The sequence below is a fragment of the Mesorhizobium sp. M0778 genome (genome assembly GCF_040320105.1).
Classification (GTDB): domain Bacteria; phylum Pseudomonadota; class Alphaproteobacteria; order Rhizobiales; family Rhizobiaceae; genus Mesorhizobium.
Window position 1 is genome coordinate 1 of sequence record NZ_JAMYPA010000031.1, and the last position, 25,861, is coordinate 25,861.

Consider the following 25,861-nt stretch of genomic DNA (forward strand, 5'->3'; position numbering starts at 1 on the left):
GCCGTGTGTCCGCCGCTCCGCTAAACACGGGGGCTGCGCGGCGGACACGCCGACGTCACAGCTACTGCCACGCCATTTTTGCAGAACTTGACGCACACAACTGGATTCCCGGATCAATAGGGTGGCGCGCCGATCCCGCCGCCAGCACGAAAGTGAGCAGGCATTCGTTCCAACCCCTGATCGGGCTGTCCATCGCCCAGCCAAAATTAGGGCTCCAATGCCACATGAGTTGCCGAGCGCCGCGTGTAAACCAGTTCCATTCGGCCTGTAGCAACAGCGCGTCCACGCGCTGGCGCAGGCGCACTTCGCCAGTTGTCATCCCGGCGAAATACTCACGGGCGCAAATTGTGCTACGGCTCGAACAAGCATGGGCAATCTTCACTCGACGCGGGTGTGCTGGCTTTTTCTACGTTTCATACAGTGAGGGACAATGGCCGGCACTCCGTTGATCAGCATTCTGGTCACTTTCCTTGTCATAATTCTGGTGCTGTATCTGGTCAATCGGTTGCCGCTTGATGGTCGCACTCGTCAGATTGCCCAGATTGTCGTGATCATTATTGGCATCATTTCGCTGCTGAAGTACCTCGCAGTGTTTTAAGCCATCACGGTTGGGATATGCGACGCTGCTGGCGTCCGAGCGAGCAAGACAAACCCAGCGCTTTACACCCACTCATGAGCAGGCGGCTTGAGACCTTCCCGCTCTAGGAAAATATCAGCCTCGCGCGGTTGTCGACGATCCTGAGGGCGGCCAGCTGGCCGGTTTGGAAGGCGCCGGTGTCTATGCCAAGCCGGCGTCCCTCGAGCTTCGGAATGTCGACCGGCGTATGCCCGTGCACGACATAACGTTCGAGAAGATGCGCGGCTTCGAAGAACTCCGAGCGGATGTTGAGCAGGTCGTCCTCGTCTTGCGCGGCCAGCTCGATGCCGGGCCTGATGCCGGCGTGTACGAACACGAATTTGGCCGAATAGACCATGACCGGCAGCGCACGCATGAAGCTGACATGGCCGGCTGGAATGATCTCCCGAATGCGCCGGTCGACCTCCTCGCTTGAACCGTAGAGATCGGCCATGCGCGACGGATCAACGCCGTAGGAAAACAGCGTTTGCAGGCCACCTATCGCCAGCCACGACTCTCTCGAAATGATCCCGTCGAGGTAGTTCAGCATCACGACTTCGTGGTTGCCGGCAAGGCAGATGCGCTGGAAGCCTTGGAGTGGCGGCGCCAGCAGATGATCGAGCACGCGCGCCGACTGGGGGCCACGATCGACGTAGTCGCCGAGCATGATGATGAGCTTGCGCATTTCGAAAGACGCAGAATCGACCAGGATGTTCTGCTCCAGGGAGCGAAGCTCCTTATAGCAGCCATGCACGTCGCCGATCGCATAGACGACCGTGTCCTGCAGATCCATCTCGAGCCGCTGGCGCGCCGCCGTCGGGGGCTTTCTCGATCGTTGGAACAGGGTCACGAATGGCGTCTCGCATGGTTGTGGGGGCGTCTCGATTCCGAAACAACATGAAGACGCAGCGCCTGGATACCATGTCTGGCGCCGGTCGTTCCATACCGGAGCTTCGGACGCAACTCGGCTTCGGCCTCCTACACGCCGATGCCACGGCCGTTCAGCGCGGCGGTGATCTCGTCGAGGATGGCCGGGTCGTCGATCGTTGCCGGCATGGCCCATGCCTCCTTGTCGGCGATCTTCTGCATGGTGCCGCGCAGGATCTTGCCGGAGCGCGTCTTCGGCAGGCGCTTGATCGTCACCACCGTCTTGAAGGCGGCGACCGGGCCGATCCGTTCGCGCACCAGCGCGACCACCTCGTTTTCGATGATGCCCGCGTCGCGGTCGACGCCGGCATTCAGCACGACGAAGCCGAGCGGAACCTGGCCTTTCATCGCATCGGCGATGCCGACGACGGCGCATTCGGCAACGTCGGGATGCGCGGCCAACACCTCCTCCATGGCGCCGGTCGACAGCCGGTGGCCGGCGACGTTGATGATGTCGTCGGTGCGGGCCATGACATAGAGATAGCCGTCCTCGTCCATCATGCCGGCATCCGCCGTTTTGTAGAAGCCGGGGAACTCCTCGAGATAGGCTTGGCGAAACCGCTCGTCGGCATTCCACAGCGTCGGCAGACAGCCGGGCGGTAATGGCAGTTTGACCACAACGTTGCCCAGTGTGCCGCGCTTGACCGCATGCCCGGCATCGTCGAGCACGCGAATGTCGTAGCCGGGCATCGGCATGCCGGGCGAGCCGTATTTGACAGGCAGCAGGCCCAGTCCGGCGGGATTGATGGTCATCGGCGAACCGGTCTCGGTCTGCCACCAGTGGTCGATCACCGGCACGTTCAATTTCTGCTCGGCCCATTTGATGGTTTCCGCATCGGCGCGCTCGCCGGCAAGGAACAGCGTGCGGAACCGGGACAGATCGTGTTTCGGGACGAACTCGCCCCTCGGGTCCTGTCCCTTGATGGCGCGGAAGGCGGTTGGCGCGGTGAAAAGTGCGACCACGCCATGCTCGGCGATCACACGCCAATAGGTGCCGGCATCGGGCGTGCCGACCGGCTTGCCTTCGAACAGCACCGTCGTGCAGCCATGCAGCAGCGGGCCGTAGACGATGTAGGAATGGCCGACCACCCAGCCGACGTCCGAAGCCGCCCAGAACACTTCGCCGGGTTTCACACCGAACTCGTTTTCCATCGACCATTTCAACGCGACCATGTGGCCGCCATTGTCGCGCACGATGCCCTTTGGCTGGCCGGTCGTGCCGGACGTGTAGATGATGTAGAGCGGATCGGTGGCAAGCACCGGAACGCAGTCGACATTGGCACCCGCGGCCCGCTCCCGCGCCACAGCGTCGGCATAGTCGATGTCGTAGTTTTCCCTGAGCTCGCAGCGCAATTGGTCGCGCTGCAGGATGAGGCAGGCTTCGGGCTTGTGCCGCGACATCTCGATCGCCTTGTCGAGCAGCGGCTTATAGGCAACGACACGCGCGGGCTCCAGGCCGCAGGACGCCGAGATGATCAGCTTCGGCTTGGCATCGTCGATGCGCGTGGCGAGCTCATGTGAGGCAAAACCGCCGAAGACCACTGAATGCACGGCGCCGATCCGCGCGCAGGCAAGCATGGCGAAGGCTGCTTCCGGCACCATCGGCATGTAGATGATGACGCGATCGCCTTTTTGGATGCCGCGATTCTTGAGTACCGAGGTCAGTGCAACCACCTCGCGCTTCAACTCGGCATAGGTGAATTTCTTGATTGTGCCCGAAATCGCGCTGTCATGAATAAGCGCTATTTGGTCGGCGCGGCCGTCCGCCACATGACGATCGACGGCATTGAAGCAGGTGTTGCACGAGGCACCATTGAACCACCGGCCATAGACGCCGGCATTGGCATCGAACACGGTCTCGAAGGGCGAGAACCAGTCGATTGCGCCGGCGGCATCGGCCCAGAATTTTTCCGGGTCGCGTTTCCAGCCATCATAGACCTCGTGGTAGCGTGACGCCATCCAGCTTCCTCCCCAGGAATGTTTGCTGTTCTTGAAATAGCGTATGCTGCTTTCTGTAACCATGTATTTGTGCTTTTCGTTTGCCGTCGGTCTAATTCGGCCGCAAATGCAGGGTCGTCGTGGCCTGCGGGGCTGATACGGCCGAATTTTCGACATTGGGGGCAGGGCGCGATGAAACTGCGATACGAGCTTGGATTTGCCGTCGTTGCGACGCTGGCGTTCGCACTCGCTTCAGCTGCTCAGGCCGGCGATGCGGCGGCACGGCGCATCATCGGCTTTTCGCCCGACGGCAACTATTTCGCCTTCGAGCAGTACGGCACGCTCGATGCCGGTGCTTCGGATTCGGGCTGGTCGGAGATCGAAATCATCGACACCCGCACCGATCAATTCGTCGGCGGCAAGCCGATCCTCATCGTCGACGAGACGGAGGATTCTACGTTGACACTTGCGCAGGCAAGGGCACAGGCCGCCGAGCTGGCAGCGCCCTTGCTGGCCAAATATGCCATCGCACTGCGCGGCGAGCGGACGGGCTTCGACAAATTCACTTTTCCCGACGACATGGTCGCCTACAACGACATTGCGCGCCTCGAGCAGGTTTCGCAGAAATGGCTTTGGCCGACTTATGACGAGCTTGGCATCTCGACCATTCAGCTCGACCAGATCCTTGCCGACAGCACGGCGGATTGTTCATCGAGTTTCGACAGGACGCAGCAAGGCGAAACGACCGGCAAGGCGCTCGGCTTTCGCCTGACGCTGCAGGGTCAGGACGGCAAGCCGATCAAGCTGCTGCATGAGGACAGGGCGGTGCCGGGTTCGAGGAATTGCCCGACTTCTTACAGCCTGTCGGAATCTTACGCATTCACCCCCGACCGCAAAGCAGGCGTGCTTGTCGTACTCGTGCAGCGTTTCAGCCAGGGATTTGAAGGGCGTGACCGCCGTTTCATAGCCGTGACAGGGCAGGCGCGTTGAGACAACCCGCTGAGAAATAATCTGCTACTCGAGTTGATTCCTAAAGCGGCAGCGCAGCGAGCATGAGGCCAACCCCGCCGGCGATCAGCAAGGCGGCTGCCAGCATTTTCCCATGACGCTCGAAACCTGTCGGCGCCCGATCCCAATTGTAACGCATGCCCCAACTCCGCAAGCCCGCTGAGTCCCTTATCTTACCTAGGGTGAGGAGGACAACAGTCTGGCGATGCACCACGCTGCTGCTGTCGGTCTTATCACCGACTATTTCTGGGGCATTCTCCGCCGCTACATGCCCCAGCGCAGCGCGGCGGTGTGCACAGGCGCATCCCAAAACACTGCCGTCTCGGCGTCGAACATGCTCAGCGTGATCGAGCAGCCGGCCATGTCGAGCGAAGTCACATAGGACCCAACCAGCGACCGGGTCACCGTCACGCCGTGCTTCTCGAAGGTTTTGCGGGCGCTGTTGTACATCAGATAAAGCTCCATCAGCGGCGTGCCGCCAAAGCCGTTGACGAAGAGCAGCGCCCGGCCTTTGGCGCCGTCGCCCAGATCGCCGAGGATCGCGGTACAGATCTCCTCGACGATAGCGTCGGCGCTCTTCAACGTGTCGCGCCGCCTTCCGGGCTCGCCATGGATGCCGACCCCGAACTCCATCTCGCCGTCGCCGATGTCGAAGGTCGGCTTGCCCGCCGCCGGCACGGTGCAACTGGTCAGCGCCACGCCCATCGAGCGCGTTGCGCCGTTGACGCGCTCGCCCAGCGCCTTCAAAGACTCCAGTGGCATGCCTTGTTCGGCCGCCGCGCCGACGATTTTCTCGACCACCAGCGTACCGGCGACGCCGCGCCGGCCGGTGGTGTAGGACGAGTTTTCGACCGCGACGTCGTCATTGGTCACGATTTGCATCACGCCTTCCGACATTTCAGCGGCCATGTCGAAATTCATTACGTCGCCCTCGTAGTTCTTGACGATGAACAGGCAGCCGGCGCCCGTATTGACGGCTTCAGCCGCCGCCATCATCTGGTCCGGCGTCGGCGAGGTGAACACCTGGCCGGGGCAGGCGGCATCCAGCATGCCGTGCCCGACGAACCCGCCATGCAGCGGTTCGTGACCCGAGCCGCCGCCGGAGATCAACGCCACCTTGCCCGGCTTGAGCACCTTGCGGCGGACAAATTTGTGCTCCTCGCCAAGCGCCAGGATATCGGCATGCGCGGCAACGAAGCCGTCGAGGCTCTCGGTCAGCACCGTGTCGACGGAATTCAGAAATTTCTTCATGGCTGTCCTCCCGAAATAGCCCAGCGTCAGCTGCCCTTGCCGGCGATGCTGGTGATCTTCTGGATGAAATCATTGACCGCCCGGTCGAGCGCCGCGTTCTGCTTGTCGTCGCCGAAATCGGGAACGATCAGCGAGACATGGCGTGTCTTGCGCATGCCTGCAGCCAGCGACATCTTTCCCGGATGCGCCCGATGGTAGGCTTCGAGGAAATGATCGCGTTCGGCCGGGCTGAAATGGCAGACGGAGAAGATAGCCGGCAAATGCTTCGACGGGATCGGCGTCGAATAGGCCGGGCTGGAAATCTGCGTGACGAAGCTGCGATGCTTGCCCAGCGCGTCGGCGAGGCGCTGGCGCATGCCGGACGGGCGCTGATCGATCACCTGCGACAGGATCGTCTTGTAGGCGCGGATCGCCTCTTCGGGGCCGGATTGCGACGCCTTGTCTGACATGCCGGGCCTAGATCCAAACGTCCGCGATGGCCGCCTTGGCCATCGCGAGTTGGGCGGGAGCGACGGAGAGGTCACGCAGGCCGGCTTCGAGCAGCGCCGGGATCGAGGCGGGGTCGCCGCCGGCATCGCCACACAGGCTGACCGGGATATTATGCTCGCGCCCGAAGGCGGCAACCGACGCGATCAGCCGGAGTACGGCCGGGTGCCTGACGGAATTCAGATGTGCGACCGAAATGTTATCGCGAGCGGCGGCCATCACGTATTGGGTCAAATCGTTCGAGCCGATCGAGAAGAAGGCGGCCCTGGCGAATGCCTCCGGCGCAATCGCCACCGAAGGCACCTCGACCATGATGCCAAGTGGCGGCATTTTTTGCGCGATGCCGCGCGCCAAAAGGTCAGCCTGCTCCTCAGCGAACAGCGCGGTGGCGCGTTCATACTCTTCCGGAACGGCGATCATCGGGAACATCACCTTCAGATTGCCGTGCATGGCGGCGCGGAGCAAGGCGCGGATCTGCACGCGAAAGACCTCTGGGCGCGCCAGCGACAGCCTGATCCCGCGCAGGCCAAGGAATGGATTACCTTCCTCGACGGTCAGGCCCGGCACAGGCTTATCGCCGCCGGCATCGACGGTACGGATTGTTACCGGCCTGTCGCTGGCCCATTCCAGCACTTTGCGGTAGGCGTGATATTGCGTCTCCTCGTCCGGCAGCGTCTTGCCGAACAGGAATTCGGTCCGCATCAGCCCGACACCGTCGCACGTCGCGACATCGATGCTGTCTACATCGGACGGAACGGCGATATTCACCTGCACCCCGATCGCTATGCCGGTCTTCGTTGCCGCCGGCCTTGTCAGATAGGCTGCCGCTTTGCCGCGATGCGCCGCGAAAGACGACGACGATCGCCGGAACGCGTCGATCTCCGCTTTCGAAGGCCCCAACACGATGCCGCCATGTTCGGCATCGAGCAGTGCGATTCCGGCAAGGTGAGCCGGCGAAGCACCAGGCCCGGCTACCCCACGCCCCACGAGCCCAAGCCCCACCACCATGGGCACGCCGCGCGAGCGTGCCAGCATTGCGACATGACTTGCGGCGCTTCCGGCCTTAAGCGCGATGCCGCCGCCGGCACTCCAGTCGGTCTCGAGGAAGCGCGTCGGTGCGATATCCTCGCCATACAAGATCGCACCCGCCGGCGCGGCAATGTCGCCGCCCCCGGTCAGCGCGCGTAGCACCTGGTCGCGTATATCGCGCATATCGGCCGCGCGCGCCCGGAAATAGTCCTGCTCGGATGTTTCGTAGCCGGCGATCTCGGCGTCGAGCGCTGTTCGCCAAGCCACATCAGCAGCCATGCCCTCGGCGATGTGCGAAAAAGCCGGGCCGGTCAGCGCGTCGTCCTCCAGCATGGCGAGCTGGAATTCGAGGATCCCGGCCGCCTCGCTGTCGCTGGTTTCGATCAATATCGCGAGCCGGCCTGCGGCAATGGAGATGGCGGCCTCAAGCGCCGCTTTCTCGTCCGCGGCAGTCGCCTTGCGGACATAACGCACAGCAGCCTGGTCGAGGTCGAACAGCGGCCCCTCGGCATAGCCGGCCGATGCCGAAATGCCCTGCAGCCTAAGCGGTTCGGGCATGGTCCTTGCCTTCGTCGAAATCGCGCCGCACCAGCTCGACCAGTGCCCCGACGGCCTCGCCGGCGCCGTCGCCTCTGGCCCTGATATGCAGGACAGTGCCTTTCGGCGCTTTCGCAGCCATCACCTTGACGATGCTCTTGGCGTCGAACCATGGCCCGTTGGCGGCGAGCGCAATCTCGACGTCGGCCGAAAACGTCTTGGCAAGCTTGGTGAACTTCACCGAAGGACGCGCATGCAGTCCCACCTCATGGGTGATCAGGACGCTGGCTTCGGCTGCTGCGGACATGCTTGTCAAAGTTCCCGTTCACTCACGACGGCGACAGTTCGTGCGCCGTCGCCACCACTTCCTTGAGCGAGGCGCCGCCGGAAGCCTCGGTCGCCGCCATCACCGCGCCTTCGACGATCGGCGCATTGCAGACGATGATCTTCTGGGCGCGTGGTTCGCCGATCATCTCTACCGCCATCTCGCTATTGGTCTCGGCACCGCCGAGATCGACGAGGATCGCGACACCCGCCTCCGACCACGCCTTGTCGATGGCGCCCATGATCGCCTCGACATTGGTTCCCAGCCCGCCATGGCCGTTTCCGCCGCACCATGCAAGCGGCACTTCGTCGCCGACCATCTGCCGCACCATGTCTGCGGTGCCTTCGGCGACCAGCGGCGAATGCGATACGATGACGATGCCGACATTGCTCATGCGCGCGCCTCGATTGCTTCGGCGACGGCCCGCACCAGAAGCGCGGTCGAGCGTGCGCCGGCATCCATATGACCGATCGAACGGTCGCCAAGGAAGGAGGCGCGCCCACGCAACGCCTTCATCGGCACGGTCGCGTCGGCTGCATTGTCGGCGATGTCGACGATTTCCCCTGCTGTCTTTCCCTGCACCAGCGCTTCATGCACCGGCTGCAGTACGTCGAGCATGGTCTTTTGCCCGGCCTGCGACTTGCCTCTGGCGGCTACCGCTTCGATTGCCTTGCCGAAGGCCGCTGCCAGATCGGCGCGACCCGGCGCGGCGGAAATCTCCTTGCCGAGCGCCATGAACAGCGTGCCGAACAGGGGACCGGAGGCTCCGCCGACCGTCATCACCAGCTTGGTGCCGATCGCCTTCAGCGCCTCGGGCAATGGCTTTGCCGTGAACGCGCCGGCCTCGGCCCGCACTGCCTCGAAGCCGCGTTTCATGTTGAGTCCATGGTCGCCGTCGCCGATCGCCTGGTCGAGCCTGGTCAGCTCTTCGGCATGGGCGGCGATGGTGTTTGCCGCCGCCTCGATCAGCCTGGAAAGATCCGCTGCCGCCATATCACCCATGCTCCTGGCCTCCGCGCTGCCGGCAGTACGAGAAAATTGCATATCCGGCAATTGAAGCATTCTTTTCCCCAGTCAAGCGGGTTCGAGCAACGCAGCGAGGGCAGTGAAGACCTCGGCGATGGCAAAGGCGCCGGGGTCGACCACGCCGTCGAGCTGGCTGCCAATATAGGCGGACCGCCCGGCCTTGGCCTTGCGCATGGCCGCGGTGGCCTCGGCGCCGCGTCGCGCCGCGACCGCCGCGTCCTCCAGACTGCCGCTATCCAACGCCCTCAAGGCGGGTTCCAGGGCATCGATCATCGTGCGATCGCCGACCCTCGCTCCGCCATGGAAGGACATCCGATCCAGGCCGACGAGAAGCGCCTTGGGAAGCGTTTCGCCAGATTTCGACGCCTGCGCGGCGGCGGTTAAGAAGATCGACAGCAGCACGCCACTGGAGCCGCCCATGCTGGTACTCAGTATGTCGCCGACGGTGGCGAGCGTTGCGGCAGGGTCGGCGAGCGGCAGTGTCTCAAGGCGGCTAAGCACGCTCCGCGCACCGGCCGCCACAGTCGATCCGGTGTCGCCGTCTCCCGCCTTGGCATCCAGTCCGTTCAACGCGCCTTCAAGCGAGATCAGCCGTTCGCAGACCGCGACAACCAACTGCTCGGTGCGTGCATCCTGGCTGGCTTTTGACGCGCTGTTCGGGCCGGTGGCTTTGGCCACCGGCACGACGCTCACTGGGCGAACGGCTCTTGCCGGCAGCCAGGCGTGAGGGCCGACCGGCGCCCGCAAGGCTACTTCGCGAGGCGCATCGAGCCGGATCAGCGACAGGGAAAAGCCGTTCATGTTGAGCGCCGTCATAAGCTGCCCGGGCCCGATCGTCAGCGTCACCTTTCGTGCCAGCGGTGAAGCCAACACCGCATTGGTGACAAGCAACATTTCCAGCGGCGGCACCGAACCGAGATTGTTGATCAGCAAGGCGTAGTCACTGGCGGGATCGAGCCGCGCGGCAAGGCGCTCCGACATGATCGCAACCAGCCTTTCGGCACTTTGCACCGCAATCCGCTCAACGCCCGGTTCGCCATGGATGCCGAGGCCGAGTTCGGCGTCGTCGGCGCCAAATCTTTCGTCATGGCTCTGGCCGGGGATCGAGCAGGACGACAGCGATATGCCGAGTGAAACGATGTCCACCGCCGCGGCCCGCGCCGTAGCGGCAACCGTCGCCAGATCGTTGCCGGCTTCCGACAGGTGGCCGGCGATCTTGTGCACGAACAAGGTGCCGGCAACGCCACGCGGCTGGGCAATATCCGGCAGGGCAATGTCGTCGGCGACGATCACCATCTCGACGCGGAAGCCTTCGGCGCGCGCCTTCTCGGCTGCCAAGCCGAAGTTGAGGCGATCACCGGTGTAGTTCTTGACGATCAGCAGGCACCCGGCGGGACCGGTTACCGCGCGGATGGCGGCCAATACTGCTTCCACGCTCGGCGAAGCAAAGATCTCGCCTGATACTGCCGCCGTCAGCATGCCCACGCCGACGAAGCCGGCATGCGCGGGTTCGTGCCCGGCCCCGCCGCCGGAGATGATGCTGACCTTGCTCTTATCCCAGTCCGCACGGAGGACGACCTTGATTTCGGGATAGCCGTCGAGGCGAGCGAGATCGCCGGCGCCGGTCGTGCCGAGAAAGCCGTCCAGTGCCTCAGTTACGATCGTATCCCTGCGATTGAAAAAATGCTTCATCGAATTGGTCCAGTCCGGTGCCCGAAATTGCCGGTTGAAAGGTGCCAGGAAAACACTCGCGCAGCGCTCACATCAGCCGTCGCCCATCGGCGCCGAAATACAGCGGCGAGCGATAGCGGATCATGATCCTGTCGCCCTGCGCCAGGTCGGTGTCGGGGTCGGTCAGCGTCACCAGTTTCCTGCCCCCGACCGTCACATGCAGGTGGTTCTGGTCGCCGAGATGCTCGATCCAGTCGACGACGCCGTCGGCATGGCCGTTCGCCGCCTTCTCGATCGAAAGATGTTCGGTACGCGCACCGATCGTCTTGGTTCCCGCCGGCGCGCCGCCATCCGGCAGCAAGCCGACCGGCAACAAATTGATTGCCGGTTGGCCGAGCCTTGCCGCGACGTGAAGGTTTGCCGGCTCAGAATAGATCGTGCGCGGCGAACCGATCTGCACCAGCACGCCGTCGGCGAGAATGCCGATGCGGTCGGCCATGGTCATCGCTTCGATCTGGTCGTGGGTGACGTAGAGCATTGTGGCGCCGAGTTCGGCCTGGATGCGCTTCAGCTCGAGCCTGAGATCGGCGCGCAGTTTGGCGTCGAGCGACGACAGCGGCTCGTCCATCAGGTAGATCGACGGCTTGCGCACCAAGGCGCGGCCGATGGCGACGCGCTGCATCTCGCCGCCCGACAGTTTGATCGAGCGATTATTCAGCTTGTGGTGGATGCGTACCATCTTGGCCACTTCCTCGACGCGGCGGCGGATCTGGTCCTCCGGCATTTTCCGCGCCGGCGAGCGCAGTGGAAAGGCGAGGTTGTCGTAGACCGACAGATGCGGATAGAGCGAATATTGCTGGAAGACGAAAGCGGTGTCGCGCTCGGCCGGCGACAGCGTCGTCGTGTCGTGGCCGGCAATATGGATCGAGCCCGCTTCCGGCCGCTCCAGCCCGGCGATCAGCCTGAGCGTCGTCGTCTTGCCGGCGCCGGTCGGCCCGAGCAGCACGACGAATTCCCCGTCGGCTATATGCAGGTCGAGATTGTCGATGGCGATTTGCTCGCCGAAGGCCTTGGTCACCCCCTTGATGTGAACGTCAGCCACGATGCGCTCTCCCCTGCGAAGCCGAGTCATGGATTTCGGTGCGCACCGCACGGCCGGATCCTTTTGCGAACAGCGACAGCCGCGCGCTGCTCAGCGCCAGGCCGACATGATCGCCCGGATTGAGCCGGATTTCGGCCGGTACCCTGGCCTTGATGATGCCGTCTGCCGTCTCCACTGCCACAATCTGCGTGGTGCCGAGATATTCGGTGCCATAAATGGCGCCGCGCAGCTTCGAAGCGTCATCGAAACGGATGTGCTCCGGCCGGATGCCAAGCGCCATCTCGGCCGGCGCAATATCCTCCCGCACCTCCGGCACGGCCACCTTCGCGCCTTGCACAACAATTTCCCTGGCGCCCTTTGAAAGGCCGCCGCCGAAGCCGAGGAAATTCATCGGCGGCGAGCCGATGAAGTCGGCGACGAACATCGTTGCCGGCCGGTCGTAGATTTCGCGCGGCGTGCCGAACTGCTCGATGACGCCATGGTTCATCACCGCGATCTTGTCGGCCATCGACATCGCTTCCATCTGGTCATGCGTGACATAGACGGTGGTCGCGTGGATGCGGTTGTGCAGTTCGCGCAGCTCATGGACCATCAGGTCGCGGAATTCGGTGTCGAGCGTGCCGAGCGGCTCGTCCATCAGGAAACACTTTGGCCGCCGCACGATGGCGCGGCCGAGCGCTACGCGCTGGCGGTCGCCGCCGGCAAGCCCGGAGACGGATTTGTTGAGCAGATGGTCGATCCGCAAAAGCTTCGCCGTCTCTTCCACCCTGGCCCGGATTTCAGCGCCTGGCATGCCTTGCGCCAGCAACGGAAAGCCGATGTTCTTCCTCACATTCATGTGCGGATAGAGCGCGAACAGCTGGAATACGAAGGCGATGTCGCGCTCGCGGGCACGCCGCATGGTGACGTCCTCGCCGCCAAGCAGGATCTTGCCGCCGGTCGGCAGTTCGAGCCCGGCGATCATACGAAGCGTCGTCGTCTTGCCGCAGCCCGACGGCCCTAGCATGACGAAGAATTCGCCGTCCTCGACGACGAAGTTGGAATCCTTCACGGCGACGAAATCGCCGAATGCCTTTCTCAGATGTTCGACCCTGATCTCGGCCATCGTCTACTCCGGAAATTTCGAGACGATGATGAACATCGCCGTGCCGGCCAGCATGGTGATGAAGGAATAGGTGTAGAGCGCCAGCGCGAAGGGCTGGAACAGCATCAGGAAGCCGATGGCGATGATCGCCGTGGCGACGTTTTCCATCAGCCCGCGCCTGGCCCAAACGGGCCAGCGCGATTTGCGTTTTGCGGTCATGCTCATTTGCGCACCGCGCCGAAGGTGATGCCGCGCAGCAATTGCTTGCGAAGCAGGATGGTGAAGACCAGGATCGGCACCAGGAAGATCGTTGTGCCGGCCGCGACCGCCGGCCAGTCCTGGCCGCCTTCGCCGATGATGGTCGGGATGAAGGGCGGCGCGGTCTGCGCCGTGCCCGAGGTCAGTAGCGCAGCGAAGGCATATTCGTTCCAGGCAAAGATCAGACAGAAAATGGCGGTTGCGGCAATACCGGTGGTCGCCTGCGGCAGTACCGTGCGCCAGAACGCCTGCAGCCTGGTGTAGCCGTCGATCATCGCCGCTTCTTCATATTCGCGCGGGATCTCGTCGATGAAGCCTTTCAGCAGCCACACTGCCAACGACACGTTAACCGCCGTATAGAGCAGGATCATGCCGAGAGCCGTGTCCGACAGGCCAAGCTCGCGATACATCAGGTAGATTGGGATGGCGACAGCGATCGGCGGCATCATCCGCGTCGACAGGATGAAGAACAAAAGGTCGTCGGCGAGCGGCACCTTGAAGCGCGAAAAACCGTAGGCCGACAGCGTGCCGAGGAACACTGCGCAAAAGGTTGAGCCGAAGGCGATGATCAGCGAATTGACGAAGCGCGGCATGAAGTTCGAGGGGCCGGCGATCACCATGTTGCGCTTGCGCACCGTCTCGTCGCAAAGGCCCGTCGCCGGCCCCAGCGAGTTGATGTATTCCGGCGTCTGCCTTGTCCGCGTCGTGAACAGGTTGCAGTAGCCCTCAACGCTGGGCTGGAACAGGATCTTCGGCGGATAGGCGATCGAATCCGGCGGCGTCTTGAAGCTGGTGGCGAAGATCCACAGCAGCGGCACGATCGAGATCAGCGCGTAGGCGACGATGATCGTGCCGGCGACGCGCTTCGACGTGGCCGAGGGTGCGACAACGGAATGGGCTGACGTCAGGCTCATCTCTGCTTCACCTTGTTGAGCGCCTTGACGTAGATGTTAGCCAAGCCGAACACCGCGACGAACAGGATGATGGCGAAGGCCGAGGAATAGCCCGTCCGCCAGCTTTCGAAGGCCTGCCGCTTCAGCGTGATCGAGGCCACTTCGGTGGTCGATCCCGGCCCGCCGCCGGTGAGCAAATTGACCATGTCGAACATCTTGAAGTTTTCGATTCCGCGAAACAGCACCGCCAGCATGATGAAGGGCAGCGCCATCGGCAGCGTGATCGACCAGAACTGCCGCCAGTTGGAGGCGCGGTCGACCTCGGCCGCTTCGTAGATGTATTCGGGGATCGAGCGCAGGCCGGCGAGGCAGATCAGCATCACGTAAGGCGTCCACATCCAGGTATCGACGATGATGATCGACCATGGCGCCAGCGACACGTTGGACAGCATGCTGATCTCGGTTGCCGGAATGCCGGTGACGAACGAAACGGCGTAGGCGAACAGCCCGATCTGCGGCTCGTACAGGAAGCGCCAGAAATTACCGACCACCGCCGGCGACAGCATCATCGGCACCAGGATGATCGTCGTCCAGAAGGCGTGCCCGCGGAACTTGCGGTCGATCAGCCAGGCCAGCGTAAAGCCGATCAGCGTCTGCAGCAGGATGGTCCAGAACACGAAATGCGCCGTCGTCTGCATGGCGATCCAGATGTCCTGGTCAGCGAGGATGCGCTTGTAGTTGGCCAGCCCAAGGTTCTTCACCACCTCGTTGGGGCGATTGGCGCGAAAGTTGGTGAAGGACAGATAGATCGCCCAGAACAGCGGGAAGATATTGATGGCGAGAAGCAACAGGATCGTCGGCGAGATGAACAGCCAGGCGAGGCCCTTGTCGCTGATGCCCCGGACCTTGCGGGCCAACGGCTCAGGCGTAGCCCGGGCAACGCTGTCTGCCGTCCGATTGAGCATAGTCAGTCCTGCTTCGGTCACTTGGATCGTCTCGAGAATGGAATTTATCTGAACTGTGTCCCGTGCCAAGGGCGGCACGGGACGGTTCGGTCATGGGCTCGGGAGGAGCCGGTTACATCCGATTACATCTTGCCATCGTCCTGGAAGACCTCGGTCCAGTCCTTGACGAGGCCGTCGAGCGCGTCCTTGGCCGAGCCTTGCCCGGCAACGACATAGTCGTGGAAGCGCTTCTGCGATGCCTGCAGCAGCGGTGCGTAGCTCGGCTCGGCCCAGAAATCCTTCACGATGGCCATAGAGTCGAGGAAGGTCTGCGCATAAGGCTGGCTGGCCGGGAAGCCCGGGTCCTTGACGACCGCGTTGAGGCAGGAATAGCCGCCGAGCGACCACCATTTGGACTGCACGTCCTTGTTGGCGAACCATTTGATGTATTTGAGCGCGGCTTCCTGCTTGTCGGAATAGGAGACCACCGAGATGCCCTGGCCGCCGAGCTGGGCGAACTGGTCGCCGTCGGGACCCTTGGGATTGACGAAATAGCCGATCTTGTCGCCGCCGACATTTTCGTCCTTCTGCAGGCCTGGCCAGGTGAAGGCGAAGTTCATGTGCATCGCCACCTGGCCGGATTTGAAGGCGTCGACGCCTTCGCCCATGTAGCTGTTCGAGGCGCCGGGAGGGGTGCAGCAATCATAGAGCGCCTTGTAGAACTCCAAGCCCTTCACCGATTTATCGGAGTTGACGAAACCTTCCATCTCGTAGGGCTTTTTCGGATTTTCATACTGAAAGCCGAAGCTGTAGAGTACGTCCATGGCACCCATGGTGATACCTTCCGAGCCGCGCTCGGTGTAGATCGACGCGCCATAGACGGTCTTGCCGTCGATCTCGCGCTTCTGGAAGAATTCGGCGATCTGCCTCAGCTGGTCGAAGGTTGTCGGCGGGCCGAGATCCCAACCGTATTTCTCCTTGAATTCCTTCTGCAGTTCCGGCTTGGAGAACCAGTCCTTGCGATAGGTCCAGCCGACGACGTCGCCCATAGCCGGCAGCGCCCAGTAATTCGGCGAGTTCTTCGGCCATTCCGAGTAGCCGACGACAGTCGCCGGCACGAAATCGTCCATGCTGATCTTCTCCTTGTCGAAGAAGTCGTTCAGCTTGACGTAATGGCCGTTCTCGGCGGCGCCGCCGATCCACTGGCTGTCGCCGATGATCATGTCGCACAGCTTGCCGTGCGAATTCAGCTCGTTGAGAAAGCGGTCGGCATAGTTGGTCCACGGCACGAATTCGAATTTCATGCCGATGCCGGTTTCCTTGGTGAAGTCCTTGGACAATTCCACGAGCGCGTTAGCCGGGTCCCAGGCTGCCCAGCAAAGCGTCAGATCTTCTGCCTGCGCGACGTTCGAAACGGCTGTCGACGCGAGGAGTGTCGATGCCAGTCCCAACGCCAGTTTCAAGGTCGATTTCATGCCTTCCTCCCATTTGCGAAACGCGTCCGGATGACGGTTTCAAGAGCCCGCTAAACCCCTCCTCCGGGGCCTAAACACAACGGCGCGGCAACACGTCGGATGTTTAGTAATTTGTTTAGTGATGCAATTTTTACTAAACAAGGCAAGCGAATTCGTTGCTGCACCGCAGCATGTCGAATCGGGGAGCAATGTCGGAGTTGCGGCGCCCGCCTAGGTCACCGTCTTGTTGCTGACCGTCACCGGACGGATCGCTGGGGGCGGCGGCAGCAGGGCGCGGATGTCGGCGAAGGGGAAGATCGGCTCGAAGCGGAAGGCCTCCGCGAACGCTCCGGCTGGGCCGTTGCACTGGCCGGCGCGAAAGGCGTTCAGCGTGCGCGCCGCATTGACGAAACGCTCGGGATCCTGCGACTGATGCGCCCGGATCGCCTCCGCCTTGAGATCGAAATGCCTGGAGGTATCGACGTAATGCGTTGGCGAAAACCCGGTGCCGCCGAGCGTGTCGGCATGCAGCACCGGCACCGAGAATGACGCTGCGATGCGCACGCTATCCGATAGCGCGCGGTGGTCGCCATGATAGTCGTTCGGCGCATGGGTGATCGCCAGATCCGGCCCTATCTCGCCGATCAGTGCTTTCAGCGCCGCGATCAGGGCGGCGTCCGCCACCAGCGCGCCATCGGGAAAATCGATGAAGCGCGGCGTCACGCCAAGCAGACCGGCCGCCGCCGTCGCCTCTTTGCGGCGCGTGCGGGCAAGCGCGGCCGGATCGCCGTAGCCGCCCCTGGCGCCATCCGTGGCTACGGCAAAAAAGAGTTCTGCGCCTTGCGCGGCATAGGCGGCCATCGTACCGAACATGAAGATCTCGATGTCGTCCGGATGCGCGCCAAGCGCCAATATCTTCACTCTCATCCCTCCCGGAAATGGAAAACGTGCCCAACGGAATTCTGCTCGCTCTCATCGCCTATGCAAGCTATTCGTGCAGCGACGCGGTTGTCAAAAGCCTGGGCGGGCAGTTCAACGTCTTCGAGATCGGCTTCTTCTCGACATTGTTTGCCGGCTGCTTTCTGCTCTTTGCCAGGCCGCCAAGCGAGCGTTGGCGCGATTTCTGGCGCACGACACGGCCTTGGGCGGTACAGGCCCGCGCCTGGGCCGGCATCGCCTCCGGCGTGCTCAGCGTCTACGCCTTCACCACCATCCCGCTGGCGGAAGTCTATGCGCTGATCTTCCTGGCGCCGCTGTTCGTCACCATCCTGGCCACGCTCGTCCTCAAAGAGAAGGTCGGCCCATGGCGGTGGCTGGCGGTCGTCGCTGGCTTTGCCGGGGTGATGCTGGTCGTCAGGCCTGGGTTTCGCGAGTTGCATCTTGGTCATCTGGCGGCGTTCATCATCGCCTTCCTGGCCGCCACCAATGTCATCCTGATGCGTTCGCTCGCCGCGCAGGAAAAGCGCACGACGATGCTCGGCGTGCTGATCGGCTACGGCCTGCTCTTCAACGGCGTCGGTGCGGCGGCTACCTCGTTCTCGCTGCCGGATGGCAGGCAATGGGCGTGGCTGGTGCTGGCCGGCGCCTTTACCGCCGGCGGTCAGTTGCTGCATCTGCTGGCGGTCAAATACGCGCCGGCCAACCGCATCGCGCCAACGCATTATTCGCAGATCGTCTGGGCGGTGGTTCTAGGCGCACTGTTCTTCAGGGAATATCCGGATTTTCTGTCGCTGGTCGGGCTTGCCGTGGTCGGCGGTTCCGGTCTGCTGACGATAGTGCGCGAGGAGGTGCGGCTCGGCACGGTGCGCTGGAACCCGTTTGCGCGGACCCGACTTTGAGCTGGTACCAAGCTTGCGCGGCGACCGCCACCGCTGATATGCGATCGCTGCCAACTGGCTGCACATCATAGGACAATGACGACAAAACCTTTGCCGGACCTGCCGGTCTCCGCGGTCTTGCCGGCGCTCAATGAAGCGCTGAGCCATGATAACAGCGCCGTGCTGGTGGCTCCGCCCGGCGCCGGCAAGACGACGCTGGTTCCGCTGACGCTGCTCGATGCGCAATGGCTCGGCGCCGGAAAGATCATCCTGCTCGAGCCGCGCCGCCTCGCCGCCCGCGCTGCCGCCCGCCGCATGGCCGAACTGCTTGGCGAAGAGCCCGGTGAAACCGTCGGCTATGCCATGCGCATGGAAAACCGGACTTCCGCGAAGACCAGGATCGTCGTCGTCACCGAAGGCGTGTTGTCCCGCATGATCCTCGACGATCCCGAGCTGCCTGGTGTCTCGGCGGTGTTGTTCGACGAGTTCCACGAACGTTCGCTCGACGGTGATTTCGGGCTGGCGCTGGCGCTCGACGTGCAGGGTGCGCTGAGGCCCGACCTCAGATTGCTGGTCATGTCAGCGACGCTCGATGGCGCGCGTGTCGCAAAATTGCTTTCCGGCGCGCCGGTGATCGAGAGCGCAGGCCGCGCCTTTCCGGTCGACATCCGCTATGACGAGCGGCCGGCCGGCGTCACCATCGAGGATGCCATGGCCAGGGTGATCCGCTCGGCGCTTGCCGGGGAGGAGGGCAGCGTGCTTGTCTTCCTGCCCGGCCAGCGCGAGATCGAGCGCACCGCCGAGCGGCTGGCGGGCAAGGTCGGCGCCGACACCGACATCGTGCCGCTCTACGGCATGCTCGACAACAGGACGCAGGACGCAGCGATCAAGCCGGCGCCGCCCGGCCGTCGCAAGGTCGTGCTGGCGACGTCGATCGCCGAAACCTCCATCACCATCGACGGCGTGCGGGTCGTCATCGATTCCGGCCTGTCGCGGCTGCCGCGCTATGAGCCGGCCAGCGGCCTGACGCGGCTGGAGACGGTGCGTGCTTCCCGCGCTTCCGCCGACCAGCGCGCCGGCCGGGCCGGGCGCACACAGCCGGGCGTCGCTATCCGGCTGTGGCGGGCCGAGCAGACAGCGGCACTGCCGGCCTTCACGCCACCGGAAATCCTCGAAGCCGATCTCTCCGGCCTGTTGCTCGATTGCGCGGCGTTCGGCGTTGCCGATCCGACGAGCCTGTCCTTCCTCGACCCCCCGCCGGCTCCGGCGCTCAACGAGGCAAGGGCGCTGCTGCGCGCGCTCGATGCCGTCGATGCGGCAGGGCGCTTGACGGAGGCCGGTGCCGCGATGCGCAAGCTGGCTCTGCCGGTCCGGCTCGCCCACATGGTCGCCGAGGCGGCAAGGACCGGCCAGGCGCTCGAGGCGGCGATGCTGGCCATGCTGCTCACCGAGCGCGGCCTTGGCGGCGATGGTGCCGATCTCGAACGGCGGCTGATGCGCTTTCATGCCGAAAGATCGCCGCGTGCCACCGCTGCCCGGCAGCTGGCCGAGAGGTTGGCAAAGCAGGCTTCACCCTCCCCCTCGACGGGAGGGTCGGCGAGCGAGCCGAGCGCAGCGAGACGAGGGAGACGCGGGGTCGCCGATGGCGTGCCCGAACCGACCCCACCCCGGTCCGCTACGCGGATCGACCCTCCCCTCAAGGGAGAGGGCAGCACCGCCGGCGCTCTCCTCATCCATGCCTGGCCGGACCGGGTCGCTAAAGCTCGCGGCGAGCGTGGCCGCTTCGTGCTTGCCAACGGCTCCGGCGCCATGCTCGACGCCTCCGACCCGCTGGCCGGCGAGACCTGGCTCGTCGTCGCCGATCTGCAGGGTAAGGCGCAGAACGCCCGCATCACCGCGGCGGCGGCGCTCGACGAGGCCGACATCCGCACCGCGCTGGCGGAAAAGATCGAGACTCGCCGCGAGGTGAGCTTCGACCGCGATAGGCGCGCGGTGCGGGTGCGCGAAACGGTTCGGCTCGGCGCCATCACGTTGTCCGAACGCATGCTGCCGGCGCCGACCGGTGCCGACGCAGACAGCGCCATTCTCGACGCCTTGCGCGAACACGGCCTGTCGCTGCTGCCGTGGAGCAGGGAAGCGGAGACGTTGCGGCAGCGGCTCGGCTGGCTGCATCGCGGCCTCGGTGCGCCATGGCCCGATGTCTCCGATGCGGCGCTCGTCGAGCGCCTCGACGACTGGCTGCTGCCGTTCCTTTCCGGTGCCGCATCCTTTGCCGCGATCGATCCCAGCGTGCTTTCGCAAGGCCTGATGACGCTGGTACCGCACGAATTGCAGCGCAAGATCGACACATTGGCGCCGACCCATTTCGACGCGCCGTCGGGCAGTCGGCTGCCGATCCGCTATGACGGCGAATGGCCGGTACTGGCAATCCGCGTGCAGGAGCTGTTCGGCCTCGACCGGCATCCCGCGATCGCCAACGGCACTGTGCCGCTGACGCTCGAATTGCTGTCACCGGCGCGCCGGCCGATCCAGACGACGCGCGACCTGCCCGGATTCTGGCGCGGCTCCTGGGCCGATGTGCGGACAGACATGCGCGGCCGCTATCCCAGGCATGTCTGGCCGGAGAACCCGCTTCTCGCCGCCGCCACGAGCCGCGCCAAACCGCGCGGTACCTAATGATTCCCGGACTGTTATCCCGAACGGAAGGCCAGCTTCGGCGCTTTTTCGGAAAAGACCTCCGGCTGTTTCCCCTCTATAATCATTGGCCATGATAAACATCCTGCACGCACCCGACTTCCAGCAAAGCCAGCGGCTGCGCCTCAACACGCTGATCAGGTTGCGCTGGCTTGCCATCGTCGGCCAGAGCCTGACCGTGCTTGTCGTCGCTTACGGGCTGAAATTTCCGCTGCCGGTCAGCATGTGTTTTGCGCTGATCGCTTGTTCGGCCTGGATGAACCTTTTGCTGACCTTCCGCTATCCGGCGGCGCATCGGCTTACCCCGCCCTCGGCCTTTGCCATCCTGACCTTCGACAGCCTGCAGCTTGCCGGCCTGCTCTACATGACCGGCGGCCTCACCAATCCGTTTTCGCTGCTGATGACCGTGCCCGTCGTCGTCTCGGCGACGTCGCTGCCGCTACGGCTGACCGCCATGCTCGGCGCGCTGGTGATCGTGGCGGCGACGCTGCTGGTCTTTTACCACCTGCCGCTGCCCTGGCATGAGGGCGCGCCATTGGCGATGCCGTTCATTTATGTCGCCGGCATGTGGATGGCGGTGTTCTGCTCCATCGCCTTTACCGCGATCTATGCCTTCCGGGTGGCCGAGGAGGCGCGGCTGCTTGCCAACGCGCTTGCCGCCACCGAACTGGTGCTGCAGCGAGAGCAACATCTCTCGGCCCTCGACGGCCTCGCCGCCGCCGCCGCGCACGAGCTCGGCACGCCGCTCGCCACGATCGCGCTTGTCGCCAAGGAGATGGAGAAGGCGCTTGGCGAAGATCCCAAATACGGCGAGGACGTGAAGCTGCTGCGTTCGCAGAGCGAGCGCTGCCGCGAAATCCTGAAGCGCCTGACCAGCCTGTCCTCCGAGAGCGAGGTGCATCTCTCGCGCCTGCCGCTGACCTCACTGGTCGAGGAAGTGACGGCACCGCACCGCGATTTCGGCATCTCGATTAAGCTTCGGCCAGGCGAGCGCATCGGCCCGGAACCGGTGGGCCGGCGCAATCCCGGCGTCATCTACGGCCTCGGCAATCTGGTCGAGAACGCCGTCGACTTCGCCCGCAAGAATGTCACCGTGCGCTGGAGCTGGAACGAGGCCGTTGTCAGCTTCACGATCATCGACGACGGGCCGGGCTTTCCGCCCGAGATCATCGACCGCATCGGCGAACCCTATATGTCAACGCGACAAGGCACCGAAGCCGGCGGCGGCCTCGGCCTCGGCCTATTCATCGCCAAGACCTTGCTCGAACGCTCCGGCGCGACGCTCGATTTCCGCAATTCGAGCGAGCCCGGCGAGGGCGCTATCGTGCAGATATCGTGGCCGCGCAGCGTCTTCCTCAATCCCGAGCAGGCTTCGGCCACCATGTTCGACACGGCCTAAATTGGACAATAGCGTTGCGAAACTATATTTGCGTAAAAATCAGGCAGCAGGATTTTCAGCACGATGAGTACTGACGAAACGATTGGCGCAATGGTCGAAGGCGAGGACACCTCGCTGCTGATCGTCGACGACGACAAGCCCTTCCTGACGCGGCTTGCCCGCGCCATGGAAACCAGGGGTTTTGTCGTCGAGACGGCAGAGAGCGTCGAGGAAGCGGTTGCCAAGGCGCGCGCCAATCCGCCGGCCTATGCGGTGGTCGACATGCGGCTGGCCGACGGCAACGGCCTCGACGTCGTCGCCGCGATCCGCGAGAAGCGCGACGATGCCCGCGCCATCATCCTCACCGGCTACGGCAACATCGCCACCGCGGTGACGGCGGTGAAGCTCGGCGCTATCGACTATCTGTCGAAGCCGGCCGACGCCGACGACATCTTTGCAGCCCTGACCCGCACGGCGGGCGAACGCGCAGCACCGCCCGAAAATCCGATGTCGGCCGACCGGGTACGCTGGGAGCACATCCAGCGCGTCTATGAAATGTGCGACCGCAACGTCTCGGAAACCGCGCGCCGGCTGAACATGCATCGCCGCACGCTGCAGCGTATCCTCGCCAAGCGCGCGCCGCGCTAAAAGGCTCTGACTGCAGGCTTGCCCGGCCAGCGCTGTTTGCGCATCATCGCTTGGCGGTGTCGGACCTTGCCGCTGATACGACGGAGGCGACATGCAGGACGAAAAGCGGCTGGTCTCCATGCTGCGCGAATTCCTCGACAGCGAGGCGGCCGGCGGCCTCATCCTGATGGCTGCGGCGGCCCTGGCCCTGATCGTCGCCAATTCGCCGCTGGGCGAGGCTTATTTCTCCGCCCTCCACGCCTATCTCGGACCGCTCAGCGTCTCGCACTGGATCAATGACGGCCTGATGGCGGTGTTCTTCCTGCTGGTCGGCCTCGAGATCAAGCGCGAGATGCTCGACGGCCAGCTCTCGACCTGGCCGCGCCGCGTGCTGCCCGGCATCGCCGCCGCCGGCGGCATGGCGGTGCCGGCACTGGTCTACGTCGCCATCAACCGCAACAATGAAGCCGCTCTGTCCGGCTGGGCGATCCCGACCGCCACCGATATCGCCTTTGCGCTCGGCGTGCTGTCGCTGCTTGGCGGCCGCGTGCCGGGCTCGCTGAAGATATTCCTCACCGCGCTCGCCATCATCGACGATCTCGGCGCCGTGCTCATCATCGCGGTGTTTTATACCAGCGGGCTGTCGCTCGCCTATCTCGGCGCCGCCTTCGCCGTCATCGCGCGGCTGGTGGTGCTCAACCGCATGCGGGTGCTGACGTTGCTGCCGTACGTCTTGCTCGGCATCGTTCTGTGGGTTTTGGTGCTCAAATCGGGCGTCCATGCGACGCTTGCCGGCGTCGCGCTGGCCCTCACCATTCCATTGAAGATATCGCCGGGCAGCGGCCACGATCTCGACCATTCGCCGCTGCACCGGCTCGAACACGGCCTGCACAAAGTCGTCGCCTTTTTCGTCATCCCGATTTTCGGCTTTGCCAACGCCGGCGTCTCGCTCGGCGGTCTCAGCGCTGCCGCCCTGGCCGAGCCGCTGACGCTCGGCGTCGCCGCCGGCCTCGTCGCCGGCAAGCTGGTCGGCGTGTTCGGGTCTTCTGCGCTTGCCATCCGGCTCGGCTTCGCCGATCTGCCGGTCAATGCCGGCTGGCTGCACATGATCGGCATTTCGCTGCTCTGCGGCATCGGCTTCACCATGAGCCTGTTCATCGGCCTGCTCGCCTTCGCCAGCGACGTCGCTCTGCAGGACGCGGTCAAGGTCGGCATCCTCGCCGGCTCCTTCATCGCCGCGCTCCTCGGCGCCACCGTGCTGCTGGTGGCGCCGGCGGCGGACGGGACGGACGAGGCGGAAGAATAGTCGCGCCGCCACTTCCGGCCTTCAGGCCACCTTCTCCCGCATCTGGACCCTACCCGTGCGCAATCATGACGTGGCGGACGGCTGTGTAATCCTCCAGCGCATAGAGCGACATGTCCTTGCCGTAGCCGGATTGTTTCAACCCGCCATGCGGCATCTCGTTTGTCAGCATGAAGTGGGTGTTAATCCAGGTGCAGCCATATTGCAGGCGGGCGGCCGTCGCCATGGCGCGCGAAACGTCCTTGGTCCACACCGATGACGCCAGGCCATAGTCAGAGTCATTGGCCCAGTTCACCGCCTCGTCGACTTCGGAAAAACGGGTGACCGAGACCACCGGGCCGAACACTTCGCGGCGCACGATCTCGTCTTCCTGCAGCGCGCCGGCGACGACGGTCGGCTGGTAGAAGAAGCCGGAGCCCTCGCCCGGCTTGCCGCCCGTGGTAATCTCGATATGCTTGAGCTCAGAGGCGCGCTCGACGAAGCTCGAGACGCGATCACGCTGGCGACGCGAAATCAGCGGGCCGATCTCGTTCTCGGTATCGTCGGGGCGATCATACTTGATGGTCGAGACCGCAGCGGAGAGGTCGGCGACAAGCTTGTCGTAGATCTTCTTGCCGGCGTAGATGCGGCAGGCGGCGGTGCAGTCCTGGCCGGCATTGTAATAGCCGAAGGCGCGCAGGCCGTTGACCACCGCACCGAGATCGGCGTCATCGAAGACGATGACCGGCGCCTTGCCGCCGAGCTCGAGATGTGTGCGCTTGACCGATTTGGCGGCGGCCTGCAGCACCTTCTTGCCGGTGGCGACGTCACCGGTGATCGAGATCATGTTGACCTTCGGGTGGTTGATCAGCGTGTTGCCGACACTGTCGCCGCGGCCGAGCACGACGTTGACGACGCCTTCCGGCAGGATATCGGCAAGGATTTTCGCCAGCTTCAGCGCGGTCAGCGGCGTCTGTTCCGACGGCTTGAAGACGACGGTGTTGCCGCCGGCAATCGCCGGCGCCAGCTTCCAGGCCATCATCATCAGCGGATAGTTCCACGGCGCGATCGACGCGACAACGCCGATGGCGTCGCGGCGGACCATCGAGGTGTGGCCGGGAATGTATTCGCCGGCGACCTGGCCGGGCATCGAGCGGACCGCACCGGCAAAGAAGCGGTAGCAGTCGACGATCGCCGGGATCTCGTCATTGAGCACGGCATTGATCGGCTTGCCGCAGTTCAGCGCCTCGAGCGTCGCGAAATCCTTTGCCGCGGCCTCGATGCGATCGGCGATCTTCAGGAGATAGCCGGCGCGCTGCGCCGGTGTTGTGCGGGACCAGGTGACGAACGCTTTTTCCGCGGCAAGCACTGCTGCCTCGATCTGCGCCGGGCTGGCCTCGGGCAGGTTGACGATGGTCGCCCCGGTCTTCGGGTTGAGGATCGGTTCCTCGGTCTCGGTGCCTTTTTCGAATTTCGAGCCGATCAGCATCTGCGTGTCCATGGAAGTCTCTCCC

General features: G+C 63.8%; 25 protein-coding genes. 7 read left to right on the plus strand and 18 right to left on the minus strand.

The features are described from left to right. Nucleotides 1-61 precede the first annotated feature (61 nt). Nucleotides 62-319, minus strand: coding sequence for a hypothetical protein (locus NKI22_RS28650; RefSeq protein WP_352959324.1), 258 nt, complete (start codon nt 317-319; stop codon nt 62-64). 111 nt (nt 320-430) lie between these two features. Here NKI22_RS28650 and NKI22_RS28655 point away from each other — a divergent pair, with 111 nt between their 5' ends. Further along, the gene (locus NKI22_RS28655; RefSeq protein WP_352817048.1) at nt 431-598 is read left to right on the plus strand and encodes a Thivi_2564 family membrane protein; all 168 of its coding nucleotides are present in this window, start codon (nt 431-433) and stop codon (nt 596-598) included. A 103-nt stretch (nt 599-701) separates the two neighbouring features. Here NKI22_RS28655 and NKI22_RS28660 read toward each other — a convergent pair whose 3' ends face one another. Both NKI22_RS28660 and NKI22_RS28665 read right to left on the minus strand, forming a co-directional pair. Beyond that, nucleotides 702-1,466, minus strand: coding sequence for a metallophosphoesterase family protein (locus tag NKI22_RS28660; protein ID WP_352495745.1), 765 nt, complete (start codon nt 1,464-1,466; stop codon nt 702-704). A gap of 128 nt (nt 1,467-1,594) precedes the next feature. Next, nucleotides 1,595-3,502 carry a propionyl-CoA synthetase gene (locus NKI22_RS28665; RefSeq protein WP_352817051.1) on the minus strand — a complete coding sequence of 636 codons (1,908 nt, stop codon included), beginning with the start codon at nt 3,500-3,502 and terminating at the stop codon, nt 1,595-1,597. Between the two features lie 171 nt (nt 3,503-3,673). Between NKI22_RS28665 and NKI22_RS28670 the strand changes: the two genes are divergently transcribed. After that, complete coding sequence (locus NKI22_RS28670) at nt 3,674-4,471, plus strand: DUF2259 domain-containing protein (protein ID WP_023717971.1); 798 nt, start codon at nt 3,674-3,676, stop codon at nt 4,469-4,471. Between the two features lie 282 nt (nt 4,472-4,753). On the opposite strand, the gene dhaK is transcribed toward NKI22_RS28670, so the two are convergent. The 14 genes from dhaK to NKI22_RS28740 all read right to left on the minus strand — a co-directional run bounded on the left by dhaK (nt 4,754) and on the right by NKI22_RS28740 (nt 17,470). Further along, entirely contained in the window at nt 4,754-5,740 is a 987-nt protein-coding gene (gene dhaK / locus NKI22_RS28675; protein ID WP_352483976.1) for a dihydroxyacetone kinase subunit DhaK, read from the minus strand. 26 nt (nt 5,741-5,766) lie between these two features. Then, nucleotides 5,767-6,189 (minus strand): hypothetical protein, encoded by a 423-nt coding sequence (locus NKI22_RS28680; RefSeq protein ID WP_023717968.1) that lies wholly within the window; start codon nt 6,187-6,189, stop codon nt 5,767-5,769. Nucleotides 6,190-6,196: 7 nt separating this feature from the next. Next, complete coding sequence (gene ptsP, locus NKI22_RS28685; RefSeq protein WP_352817057.1) at nt 6,197-7,813, minus strand: phosphoenolpyruvate--protein phosphotransferase; 1,617 nt, start codon at nt 7,811-7,813, stop codon at nt 6,197-6,199. Beyond that, nucleotides 7,797-8,099, minus strand: a complete 303-nt coding sequence (locus NKI22_RS28690; protein ID WP_023717966.1) for an HPr family phosphocarrier protein — start codon at nt 8,097-8,099, stop codon at nt 7,797-7,799. Before NKI22_RS28690 ends, ptsP begins: the two co-directional genes overlap by 17 nt. A gap of 22 nt (nt 8,100-8,121) precedes the next feature. Then, on the minus strand, nt 8,122-8,511 hold the full coding sequence (dhaM, locus tag NKI22_RS28695; RefSeq protein ID WP_172220312.1) for a dihydroxyacetone kinase phosphoryl donor subunit DhaM: 390 nt from the start codon (nt 8,509-8,511) through the stop codon (nt 8,122-8,124). Then, entirely contained in the window at nt 8,508-9,110 is a 603-nt protein-coding gene (gene dhaL, locus NKI22_RS28700) for a dihydroxyacetone kinase subunit DhaL (protein ID WP_352938443.1), read from the minus strand. The genes dhaM and dhaL overlap by 4 nt, the downstream gene beginning before the upstream one ends. 81 nt (nt 9,111-9,191) lie before the next feature. Then, nucleotides 9,192-10,835, minus strand: a complete 1,644-nt coding sequence (locus NKI22_RS28705) for a dihydroxyacetone kinase subunit DhaK (protein ID WP_352495751.1) — start codon at nt 10,833-10,835, stop codon at nt 9,192-9,194. A 67-nt stretch (nt 10,836-10,902) separates the two neighbouring features. After that, nucleotides 10,903-11,916, minus strand: a complete 1,014-nt coding sequence (locus tag NKI22_RS28710) for an ABC transporter ATP-binding protein (protein ID WP_352817060.1) — start codon at nt 11,914-11,916, stop codon at nt 10,903-10,905. Continuing rightward, nucleotides 11,909-13,021, minus strand: a complete 1,113-nt coding sequence (locus tag NKI22_RS28715; RefSeq protein ID WP_352483981.1) for an ABC transporter ATP-binding protein — start codon at nt 13,019-13,021, stop codon at nt 11,909-11,911. The genes NKI22_RS28710 and NKI22_RS28715 overlap by 8 nt, the downstream gene beginning before the upstream one ends. Before the next feature lie 3 nt (nt 13,022-13,024). Continuing rightward, the gene (locus NKI22_RS28720; RefSeq protein WP_352640685.1) at nt 13,025-13,225 is read right to left on the minus strand and encodes a hypothetical protein; all 201 of its coding nucleotides are present in this window, start codon (nt 13,223-13,225) and stop codon (nt 13,025-13,027) included. Then, on the minus strand, nt 13,222-14,172 hold the full coding sequence (locus tag NKI22_RS28725) for a carbohydrate ABC transporter permease (protein ID WP_023717959.1): 951 nt from the start codon (nt 14,170-14,172) through the stop codon (nt 13,222-13,224). The genes NKI22_RS28720 and NKI22_RS28725 overlap by 4 nt, the downstream gene beginning before the upstream one ends. Continuing rightward, on the minus strand, nt 14,169-15,116 hold the full coding sequence (locus tag NKI22_RS28730; protein ID WP_031211681.1) for a carbohydrate ABC transporter permease: 948 nt from the start codon (nt 15,114-15,116) through the stop codon (nt 14,169-14,171). The genes NKI22_RS28725 and NKI22_RS28730 overlap by 4 nt, the downstream gene beginning before the upstream one ends. 122 nt (nt 15,117-15,238) lie before the next feature. Next, nucleotides 15,239-16,570 carry an ABC transporter substrate-binding protein gene (locus tag NKI22_RS28735; RefSeq protein ID WP_023717957.1) on the minus strand — a complete coding sequence of 444 codons (1,332 nt, stop codon included), beginning with the start codon at nt 16,568-16,570 and terminating at the stop codon, nt 15,239-15,241. 210 nt (nt 16,571-16,780) lie between these two features. Then, nucleotides 16,781-17,470: a PIG-L deacetylase family protein gene (locus NKI22_RS28740; RefSeq protein WP_023717956.1), complete on the minus strand. Its 690-nt coding sequence runs from the start codon at nt 17,468-17,470 to the stop codon at nt 16,781-16,783. 26 nt (nt 17,471-17,496) lie between these two features. On the opposite strand from NKI22_RS28740, the gene NKI22_RS28745 reads away from it, so the two are divergent. From NKI22_RS28745 to nhaA, 5 genes are all read left to right on the plus strand, one after another. Beyond that, nucleotides 17,497-18,387 carry a DMT family transporter gene (locus NKI22_RS28745; RefSeq protein ID WP_023717955.1) on the plus strand — a complete coding sequence of 297 codons (891 nt, stop codon included), beginning with the start codon at nt 17,497-17,499 and terminating at the stop codon, nt 18,385-18,387. Nucleotides 18,388-18,462: 75 nt separating this feature from the next. Continuing rightward, complete coding sequence (gene hrpB / locus NKI22_RS28750; protein WP_352548909.1) at nt 18,463-21,042, plus strand: ATP-dependent helicase HrpB; 2,580 nt, start codon at nt 18,463-18,465, stop codon at nt 21,040-21,042. Between the two features lie 91 nt (nt 21,043-21,133). Beyond that, nucleotides 21,134-22,459: an ActS/PrrB/RegB family redox-sensitive histidine kinase gene (locus tag NKI22_RS28755; protein WP_023717954.1), complete on the plus strand. Its 1,326-nt coding sequence runs from the start codon at nt 21,134-21,136 to the stop codon at nt 22,457-22,459. 63 nt (nt 22,460-22,522) lie between these two features. After that, nucleotides 22,523-23,086, plus strand: coding sequence for an ActR/PrrA/RegA family redox response regulator transcription factor (locus NKI22_RS28760; RefSeq protein ID WP_023676342.1), 564 nt, complete (start codon nt 22,523-22,525; stop codon nt 23,084-23,086). 91 nt (nt 23,087-23,177) lie between these two features. Further along, complete coding sequence (gene nhaA, locus NKI22_RS28765; RefSeq protein WP_352959328.1) at nt 23,178-24,371, plus strand: Na+/H+ antiporter NhaA; 1,194 nt, start codon at nt 23,178-23,180, stop codon at nt 24,369-24,371. A 49-nt stretch (nt 24,372-24,420) separates the two neighbouring features. Here the strand turns inward: nhaA and NKI22_RS28770 are convergent, their stop codons facing one another. Next, the gene (locus NKI22_RS28770; protein ID WP_352495756.1) at nt 24,421-25,848 is read right to left on the minus strand and encodes a gamma-aminobutyraldehyde dehydrogenase; all 1,428 of its coding nucleotides are present in this window, start codon (nt 25,846-25,848) and stop codon (nt 24,421-24,423) included. Nucleotides 25,849-25,861 lie beyond the last annotated feature (13 nt).

Bases quoted from the DNA above. Each gene is read 5' to 3' on its own strand.
- nhaA (WP_352959328.1), top strand. From the start codon at position 23,178: ATGCAGGACGAAAAGCGGCTGGTCTCCATGCTGCGCGAATTCCTCGAC.
- NKI22_RS28755 (WP_023717954.1), top strand. From the start codon at position 21,134: ATGATAAACATCCTGCACGCACCCGACTTCCAGCAAAGCCAGCGGCTG.
- dhaM (WP_172220312.1), bottom strand. From the start codon at position 8,511: ATGAGCAATGTCGGCATCGTCATCGTATCGCATTCGCCGCTGGTCGCC.
- NKI22_RS28705 (WP_352495751.1), bottom strand. From the start codon at position 10,835: ATGAAGCATTTTTTCAATCGCAGGGATACGATCGTAACTGAGGCACTG.
- NKI22_RS28665 (WP_352817051.1), bottom strand. From the start codon at position 3,502: ATGGCGTCACGCTACCACGAGGTCTATGATGGCTGGAAACGCGACCCG.
- NKI22_RS28690 (WP_023717966.1), bottom strand. From the start codon at position 8,099: ATGTCCGCAGCAGCCGAAGCCAGCGTCCTGATCACCCATGAGGTGGGA.
- NKI22_RS28680 (WP_023717968.1), bottom strand. From the start codon at position 6,189: ATGTCAGACAAGGCGTCGCAATCCGGCCCCGAAGAGGCGATCCGCGCC.
- dhaK (WP_352483976.1), bottom strand. From the start codon at position 5,740: ATGAAGAAATTTCTGAATTCCGTCGACACGGTGCTGACCGAGAGCCTC.
- NKI22_RS28730 (WP_031211681.1), bottom strand. From the start codon at position 15,116: ATGCTCAATCGGACGGCAGACAGCGTTGCCCGGGCTACGCCTGAGCCG.
- NKI22_RS28715 (WP_352483981.1), bottom strand. From the start codon at position 13,021: ATGGCCGAGATCAGGGTCGAACATCTGAGAAAGGCATTCGGCGATTTC.
- NKI22_RS28770 (WP_352495756.1), bottom strand. From the start codon at position 25,848: ATGGACACGCAGATGCTGATCGGCTCGAAATTCGAAAAAGGCACCGAG.
- NKI22_RS28670 (WP_023717971.1), top strand. From the start codon at position 3,674: ATGAAACTGCGATACGAGCTTGGATTTGCCGTCGTTGCGACGCTGGCG.
- NKI22_RS28735 (WP_023717957.1), bottom strand. From the start codon at position 16,570: ATGAAATCGACCTTGAAACTGGCGTTGGGACTGGCATCGACACTCCTC.
- ptsP (WP_352817057.1), bottom strand. From the start codon at position 7,813: ATGCCCGAACCGCTTAGGCTGCAGGGCATTTCGGCATCGGCCGGCTAT.
- hrpB (WP_352548909.1), top strand. From the start codon at position 18,463: ATGACGACAAAACCTTTGCCGGACCTGCCGGTCTCCGCGGTCTTGCCG.
- NKI22_RS28655 (WP_352817048.1), top strand. From the start codon at position 431: ATGGCCGGCACTCCGTTGATCAGCATTCTGGTCACTTTCCTTGTCATA.
- NKI22_RS28650 (WP_352959324.1), bottom strand. From the start codon at position 319: ATGACAACTGGCGAAGTGCGCCTGCGCCAGCGCGTGGACGCGCTGTTG.
- NKI22_RS28720 (WP_352640685.1), bottom strand. From the start codon at position 13,225: ATGAGCATGACCGCAAAACGCAAATCGCGCTGGCCCGTTTGGGCCAGG.
- dhaL (WP_352938443.1), bottom strand. From the start codon at position 9,110: ATGGCGGCAGCGGATCTTTCCAGGCTGATCGAGGCGGCGGCAAACACC.
- NKI22_RS28760 (WP_023676342.1), top strand. From the start codon at position 22,523: ATGAGTACTGACGAAACGATTGGCGCAATGGTCGAAGGCGAGGACACC.
- NKI22_RS28725 (WP_023717959.1), bottom strand. From the start codon at position 14,172: ATGAGCCTGACGTCAGCCCATTCCGTTGTCGCACCCTCGGCCACGTCG.